The organism is bacterium (genome assembly GCA_040757115.1).
In the GTDB taxonomy this organism is placed as follows: Bacteria; UBA9089; CG2-30-40-21; order CG2-30-40-21; family SBAY01; genus JBFLXS01.
On sequence record JBFLYA010000179.1, the window covers coordinates 1 to 7,589 of the forward strand.

The 7,589-nt window shown below is 35.2% G+C and carries 7 protein-coding genes; all 7 read right to left on the reverse strand.

From position 1 onward, the window contains the following. On the reverse strand, positions 1–698 hold a 698-nt coding region (locus AB1422_13945), incomplete at its 3' end, for a Mur ligase domain-containing protein (protein MEW6620415.1). Between the two features lie 31 nt (positions 699–729). Next, positions 730–1,857: an ATP-binding protein gene (locus AB1422_13950; protein ID MEW6620416.1), complete on the reverse strand. Its 1,128-nt coding sequence runs from the start codon at positions 1,855–1,857 to the stop codon at positions 730–732. A 182-nt stretch (positions 1,858–2,039) separates the two neighbouring features. Continuing rightward, positions 2,040–3,092, reverse strand: a complete 1,053-nt coding sequence (gene murG, locus AB1422_13955; GenBank protein ID MEW6620417.1) for an undecaprenyldiphospho-muramoylpentapeptide beta-N-acetylglucosaminyltransferase — start codon at positions 3,090–3,092, stop codon at positions 2,040–2,042. A 21-nt stretch (positions 3,093–3,113) separates the two neighbouring features. Next, positions 3,114–4,238, reverse strand: coding sequence for a putative lipid II flippase FtsW (gene ftsW / locus AB1422_13960; protein ID MEW6620418.1), 1,125 nt, complete (start codon positions 4,236–4,238; stop codon positions 3,114–3,116). Between the two features lie 202 nt (positions 4,239–4,440). Further along, on the reverse strand, positions 4,441–5,862 hold the full coding sequence (murD, locus tag AB1422_13965) for a UDP-N-acetylmuramoyl-L-alanine--D-glutamate ligase (GenBank protein MEW6620419.1): 1,422 nt from the start codon (positions 5,860–5,862) through the stop codon (positions 4,441–4,443). A 298-nt stretch (positions 5,863–6,160) separates the two neighbouring features. After that, complete coding sequence (mraY, locus tag AB1422_13970) at positions 6,161–7,258, reverse strand: phospho-N-acetylmuramoyl-pentapeptide-transferase (protein MEW6620420.1); 1,098 nt, start codon at positions 7,256–7,258, stop codon at positions 6,161–6,163. 173 nt (positions 7,259–7,431) lie between these two features. Next, a complete protein-coding gene (locus AB1422_13975; protein ID MEW6620421.1) occupies positions 7,432–7,563 on the reverse strand; it encodes a hypothetical protein in 132 nt (43 codons plus the stop codon). Positions 7,564–7,589: the final 26 nt, after the last annotated feature.

Here is a 7,589-nt window from a genome sequence, read left to right on the forward strand (position 1 = left end):
GTCCATTTCCTTTCTATTTTTTCCATTATATCACGGAGATTTGGACAATCCAGACAAAAGATTACCCGTCCATAAAACGGAACTTTGTTCATAAATGTAAGAAATGCAAGTTTAATTTCATCTAAATCCTTATAAAAATCAAGGTGTTCACGGTCAATATTAGTTACAACAGAGATGATGGGCGAAAGTTTTAAGAAACTTCCATCACTTTCATCTGTTTCTGCAACCATATATTCAGAATTACCCAATCGGGCATTACTTCCAATATCGTTAAATCTGCCGCCAACGACAACAGTTGGGTCGAATTCGGCTTTAGTTAAAATTAATGAAATCATTGAGGTTGTGGTTGTTTTGCCATGTGCGCCGGCAATGGCAATCCCATATTTAAGCCGCATCAACTCGGCAAGCATCTCCGCACGAGGGATAACTGGTATTCGCTTAGATTTAGCATACGCTACCTCCACATTATCCTCACTAACCGCAGAAGAATAAACTACAACATCTACATCTTTAATATTATTAGCATTATGTCCATAATATATTTTTCCACCTAACATTTCAAGCCTTTTCGTGGTATCACCGGGATGAATATCTGACCCACTTACCTGGCATTTCAGATTTAACAACACCTCAGCAATACCACTCATACCACTACCACCGATACCAATTAAATGTATATGTTGGCCTTGTTTAAACATCCTTGCTACCTCTTTTGTGTAAAAATATTTCTTATATAACAATTTCTTTTACAAATGATGTTATATATTCTTTAAATAAAGGGTCGCTTAATTCATATTGACCTTTATCTATTTTTTTCAAATAGCCTAACATTTCTAATTGAGATGTAATGTAATAAATCTGTTGTCGTTCTAAGTGGCGCAAATTATATGGGTTAGAATTACCTGAGGCGATAAAGCGGATTACTTCTAAAAAATTCTTCTTTGTTTTAAGTTTCTCCCATATTTGTTCAAAATATACTCTTTCAGTATTCAATGTTTCCTGGATGGCGATATCAATATCTTCTTTAGTGATTATTTGTCCATTTCTTAATAAGTAAATATTTTGGCAGAGTAATTGAGTATAGTAAGGATGTCCCCAAACCCTATCAATTATCTCACCAGCGAGTTCATCGGAGATAATGATATTTTCCTGGGAAAATTTAGATATAATATACTTAACTAAAGGTGCTTTAGGAAGTAAATCTAAATGGATAACTCGAGCAAATCTGAAAAATGCAGATTTAGAATTAGAGAATAAGTTAATCATAATACTTTCTTGACTTCCAGAGAAAACATAGACTACCTTTTCTTGCATTTGAAGTATTGCCCGCATCCTCTTTATTAACATCTCTCCATTTAGTTTAACTAAATCCCCAAATTCATCATAGACCATTAATAAATTAACATTATTTTTACTTGCATAATCTTCTGGAAATTGTAATGCCTCATCAAGTAACATTAATTCGTCTATCTTAGTTTCTCCGAATTTTAATATAAACTCGAAATCTTCGATTATCTGTTTAAATTCTATTCGCTTCATCCATTGACTTAATCCTTCTTTAATTGTTTTAACAAACTGACTAATTTTTTTATTTTCTATAACCGTATCTACAATTTTTTCAGCAAGTTCTTGTTTAGATATGACTCTAAATATATCTACATACCCACAAAGATATTTTTCTTGTTTTATCCTCTGGATAACTTCTAAGACTAAAGATGTCTTTCCATATCTTCGAGGAGCAATAATCGCAACACTTTGTCCAATTTTAAGCAATTGACAAATTTTTTCAATCTCTTTTTCACGACCGACTAAGTCATCTCCCCTAACCGGAATACCCACAGGGAAAAGTCTTTTCATCCTACACTCCTTTCTTTAAAGAATAAATGTAAGCGTTCAGCCATCAGGTATCAGCAATCAGTTAACATCCAGGAAATCAGGATAGTAACAAATCCTACAATTTTGCGTAAATGGTGTCTATGTGTCTGGTAGTCTATGTAACCCAGACACTTAGACACCCAGATACCAGACTACCTGAACGGTTACGAATAAATAATATTAACCACATTTTGGGTTGCATCTGCCGTTTTAAGCGGCTGATAATTTTCAGCCATTATTTTGAGTTTATGACGATTTTCGATTAACTCAATAATAATCTTGCCTAAATTTTCAGATGATAGTTCTCTATCTTTTATCATTATTGCCGTTCCCTTTTCCACCAGAGGTCTGGCGTTATATTCCTGATGATTATCTGTGGCATAGGGATATGGGATTAAAATTGCTGGCAAATTACAAGCAATAATTTCCGCGATGGTTGTTGCTCCGGCTCGACAGATAACCAAATCTGCCACTTGATACGCTACGGGTAAATCATAAAAAAACTTTTCAACGACTATTTTTACTTTTGATTTTGTTTCCTTTATGACTTGATAATCTTCCTCCCCGGTTGCCCAAATTATTTGTATTTTATCATCTGGGAGAAGATTTAGTGTTTGTTTCATCACCTCATTAATTTTATGTGCCCCTTTGCTTCCGCCAAAGACAAGCAAGGTAAATTTATCTCCACTTATCTCAAATCTCTTTAGTGCCTCCTGTCTATTTATCTGTCCAATCTGTAATCTAACGGGATTGCCTGTTAGCACGGTTTTTTTCGTGGGTAGAAATCGATTAGAATCGGCAAAACTAATGGCTATTTTATCGACAAATTTAGCCAGCAAGCGAGTGGCTTTACCAGGAATAAAATTTTGCTCATGAATAACGGTTTTAATCTTAAATAAGACTGCTCCTAAGACTACAGGAACTGAGGCATAACCTCCCATTCCCAGAACAATATCTGGTTTAAACTCTATAAGATACCTTATCCCGACAAAAAAGGTTTTTATTAGTTTAATGAAAAACTTAATTTTATTTTTTCCAGTCCAGCCTTCGACATCAAGCCCTTTAAATTTAAACCCTTGTTTTTGAAGGATATCTGACTCAATCCCTTTTGTGGTACCTATAAATAAAATCTCGGTCTTTTCTTTTAATCTCTCGGCAATTGCCAGAGCCGGGTAGATATGTCCTAATGTCCCACCGCCTGTAATTATAATCCGCATTTTACCCTATGCCTCTTCTACCTACTGATGCAATCTACTGGTGAATGATTGTTGTAACGAGTACTTAGCGATATTTAAAATAATTCCCACTCCAATCATATTAATAAGTAAAGATGAACCGCCAAAACTAATAAAAGGTAATGGCATTCCTGTAGTTGGAACTACGCCTGTAACGACACCGATATTGAGAAGTGATTGCAGGATAATTAAAGCCGTTATCCCAAATGCCAATAATGAGCCATAAGCATCTGCGGCTAAAAGACTAATTTTTAATCCCGCAAAGGCAAATAGTACAAATAGAATAATAACAAAGGCTGTCAGTAAAAATCCACCTTCTTCGCCGATGACCGCAAAGATGAAATCTGTCGATGATTGAGGCAAGTAAAATAATTTTAACTTACCTTCACCTAATCCCTGTCCATATAGTCCTCCAGAACCTAAGGCAATTAATGACTGAATAATGTGGTAACCTTTATGCTCGGGGTCTGCCCAGGGGTTTAAAAATACCATTAATCTTCTGGCTCGATATGGAGCACATTGAATTAAAAAATAAACTGTTGGAATAGCCAATAATACCAGCGCTATTAAATATTGCATCCTACACCCGCCGACAAATAAAATAGACACTGTCGCCATACCTAAAAGAACAACCATTCCCAGATGAGGTTGTTTTAATAGAATTACGGAAACAAGTCCTAAAAGTAACAAAGGGGGCAGAAATCCTTTAAAAAGCCCCTGAAATTCTTTTCCTCGACGAACTATAAAATCAGTCAAATAAATGATAAAGATAATTCTCATTAATTCTGATGGTTGAAAACTTATAAACCATATTTTTAGCCATCTTGTTGCCCCACTTATCTCATATCCTATGCCAGGGATGATAGTCAGGCTAATTAAACATACCCCAAAAAGAAATAATTGCCAACTTCTCTTTTGTAACTTATGATAATTAAATTTCCAGGCACAAAAAAGTCCAATTAGCCCCATTGTCACCCAGATAAGTTGTCTTTTAAAAAAATAATATGTGTCACCAGTATGTTGTTTAGCAAAGATAGCACTGGAACTATAAATCATCAACACACCAATCCCCACCAAGGTAATCGTGATTAAAAATAATGCAATATCCACTCGTGATTTTGACGCCATATAATCCTCCTTGAGTATGTTATAGCACTTATTAATCGAAATTTGACCCAGATATGGCTATGAAATTCCAAATCACAAATTCCAAATTCCAAACAAATTCGAATGACCAAAATTCAAAACATTACCTCCCATAGTTTGGTATTTAGTACTTGAAATTTGGTGCTTATTTGAAATTTGGTGCTTGGGATTTGGGATTTTTTACTTATCCACCCTGAGTATAATAACTGCTATAACAGCGTTCATTCAAAAACTGAATGCTGAATGCTGAACGCTTACTTATTCTTGCTACTTCTTCCTTGAATACCCGGCCTCTTTCTTCATAGTTTTTAAACATATCATAACTTGAGCAGGCGGGTGAAAAAAGGATTGTATCCTTTGGTTTAGATAGTTTATATGCTAATTCAACTGCCTCGTGTAAATTCTGGACTTTAAAGATATTATCAAAATGGACACCTTGAGCGATTTTATCCTTTGCTTCACCCAACAAAATCAATGTCTTTACTTTTGCTGATAACAAAGGATTTAGTCGGCTATAGTCACATCCTTTGCTTCGACCACCAGCAATTAAGATAATTGGTTTATTAAAACTTTGCAAGGCAACAAGGACTGAATCAACATTGGTTGCCTTTGAATCATTAATAAACCGTATGCCGTTAATACAAGCCACCTCTTCTATGCGGTGCTCGACCCCTTTAAATTCTCTTAATGTCTTTCTGACCACCTCGAAATCAATTTTAAGAATAGCACTTACTCCCAGAGCCGATAGGACATTCTGGAGATTGTGAGGCCCGATTAAGGCTATATCTTGAGTTTTGCATATCTTATTTTCTTGTCCTTCAAATCGGCTAACAATCTGATTTCCTTTTAGAAAGATACCGTTTTCAAAGTCTTTTTTAGTCAGACTGAAAAAAATTGGTTTAGCCTTAGATTGTTGACTTACCTCCATAATATTTGAATCATCTGCATTTAGAACCATAAAATCATCTTTAGTCTGGTTCTCAAAGATTCTTGCTTTTATTTTCAAGTAATCATTCAGGTCTTTATGTCTATCAAGGTGGTCTGGGGTAAAATTTAAAAAAACACTGATATTGGGTCTAAAATCTTTTATGGTTTCTAATTGAAAACTGCTTATTTCTACAACCACAAGATAATCTTTGTCAATTTTATCTATTGCCTCGGATAATGGATAACCGATATTGCCGGCGACGATAACTTTTTGGTCAGCGGTTTTTAAGATTTCGCCAATTAATGTTGTAGTCGTTGTTTTGCCATTTGTGCCGGTAACCGCAATCACTCGATTTTGTGGTAAAAATTGATAGGCTAATTCCATTTCTGAGATAATCGGAATACCCAATTTTTTCGCCTTTTGTAAAAATGGAATCTCTACCGGAATTCCAGGACTGACAACGATTAATTCACAGCGGGGTAAAGAGTCTTCCTTATGTCCGTCTGTTTCTATTTCTATGTCTAAATTTTTTAATTGAGTAATTTCGTTTTGCAATTGTGAGGCTGGTTTTGAGTCAGAGATTTTTACCTTTGCCCCATATTTAAGTAACAATTTAGCCGCTGACAAACCGCTTCTCGCCATGCCAACAATAATTATTCTTTTATCTTTAATATTCATTTTCGTTCTTTTCTTGCAACCGTTCACCGCAGAGACACAGAGACGCAGAGAAGAAAATTAAAAACTATTTACCAGATGCTTCATTCCATTCCTGATTTTCATCAGGACAATCTCTGATTTTCATCAGAGCAAGCTTTTAAGGACCGAGATATCATGATTGATTAACAAATTTGGTTGTGATGTCCTATGTATTTTACCATGATTGCACCAATAATCTTTTCTGTTATCTGATTTATTTCCATATCTTCTCTGTGAACTCTTGCGTCTGGGCGGTGAATTACCAGCTGAACGGTTACCCTTACCTTAATTTCAAGGTACTTAAACTTAACAGGGTAAATATCCCGGCAATAATCCAGAATCTCACAATAATCTTTGGTTCACTCCAACCTTTTTTCTCGAAGTGATGATGTAGAGGCGCCATATTGAATATTCGGCGTTTAGTCAATTTCATCGAACCAACTTGAAGAATAACCGATAAAGCCTCAATCACAAATAATCCGCCGATGATTACTAATAATAATTCATTTTTAATCAAGACAGCCGCTGTCCCAAGTATACCACCCAGAGCCAATGAGCCTGTATCCCCCATAAATACCTCTGCGGGATAGGCATTGTACCACAGGAAACCAATGGATGCTCCAATCAAGGCGGCAAGATAAATAGTTATCTCTCCTGCACCACTGACATAGATTATCTTTAGATAATGGGCGAATTTAAAGTGCCCGGCAAAATATGAGGCACCGACAAAACCAATTGCCGCAAATATTATCGCACCAATCGCCAGTCCATCCAGACCATCGGTTAGATTAACCGCATTGGAAGTGCCAACTATGACCAAAATGACAAATGGAATATAAAACCAACTTATATCTACCGGTGCTCCTTTAAAAAAAGGAATAGAAAGGGAAGTTCCATACTGCGAATGTATCGGATGATAGCACAGATAAATTGCCAACATAGATGCCAGGATAACCTGACCACTAAATTTATACTTAGCGACTAAACCTTCAGACCTTTGTTTGACTAATTTCAGGTAATCATCTATAAATCCAATTAGACCTAAACCTACAGTCATTCCTATAATTATCCAGGTAAATCGAATATCAAACCGCAACCAGAGAATTGAAGATACAAGTAACGCAATTAGAATGATTATCCCTCCCATAGTTGGGGTTTCAGCCTTATGAATATGATTTTGGAGGTATTCTTTGCGAATGACTTGATTAATATGTTTTTGCTTTAATTTTTTGATAATAAATGGAGCGATAATTAAAGATATGACTAACGCCGTGATAGCGGCATAAGCCGCCCGGAAGGTAATATATTTAAAAACCCTGAAGATGGAAAAACAAGTCTCTGGTTCGTATAACCATTCATAAAATATATGATAAAGCATTTTTTTCCCCTCTTTTTTAGTTACCAATTATAGATTTCTGCAAAACCAGGAAACTGTAGTTTTTAAACGGGTATTTACAAAAATCAAAATGCAAAAAGCAAATATAAAAATTACATATCAAAATGTAAAATTATCTCTTCCCTTTCAAGGTTAAAATACTCGATGCAAAGATATTACCAAATTCCTCTAACTCTTTGAGAAACACTATCTTTTGGCAACTTATCGATCAATTCTATAAGTCGCACAGTAAAGTTATATAGTCTTTTCTTGAAGTCCTTTTTGAAATTTGATTTGTAATTTTGCATTTTGATATTTATATTTGATATTTAAT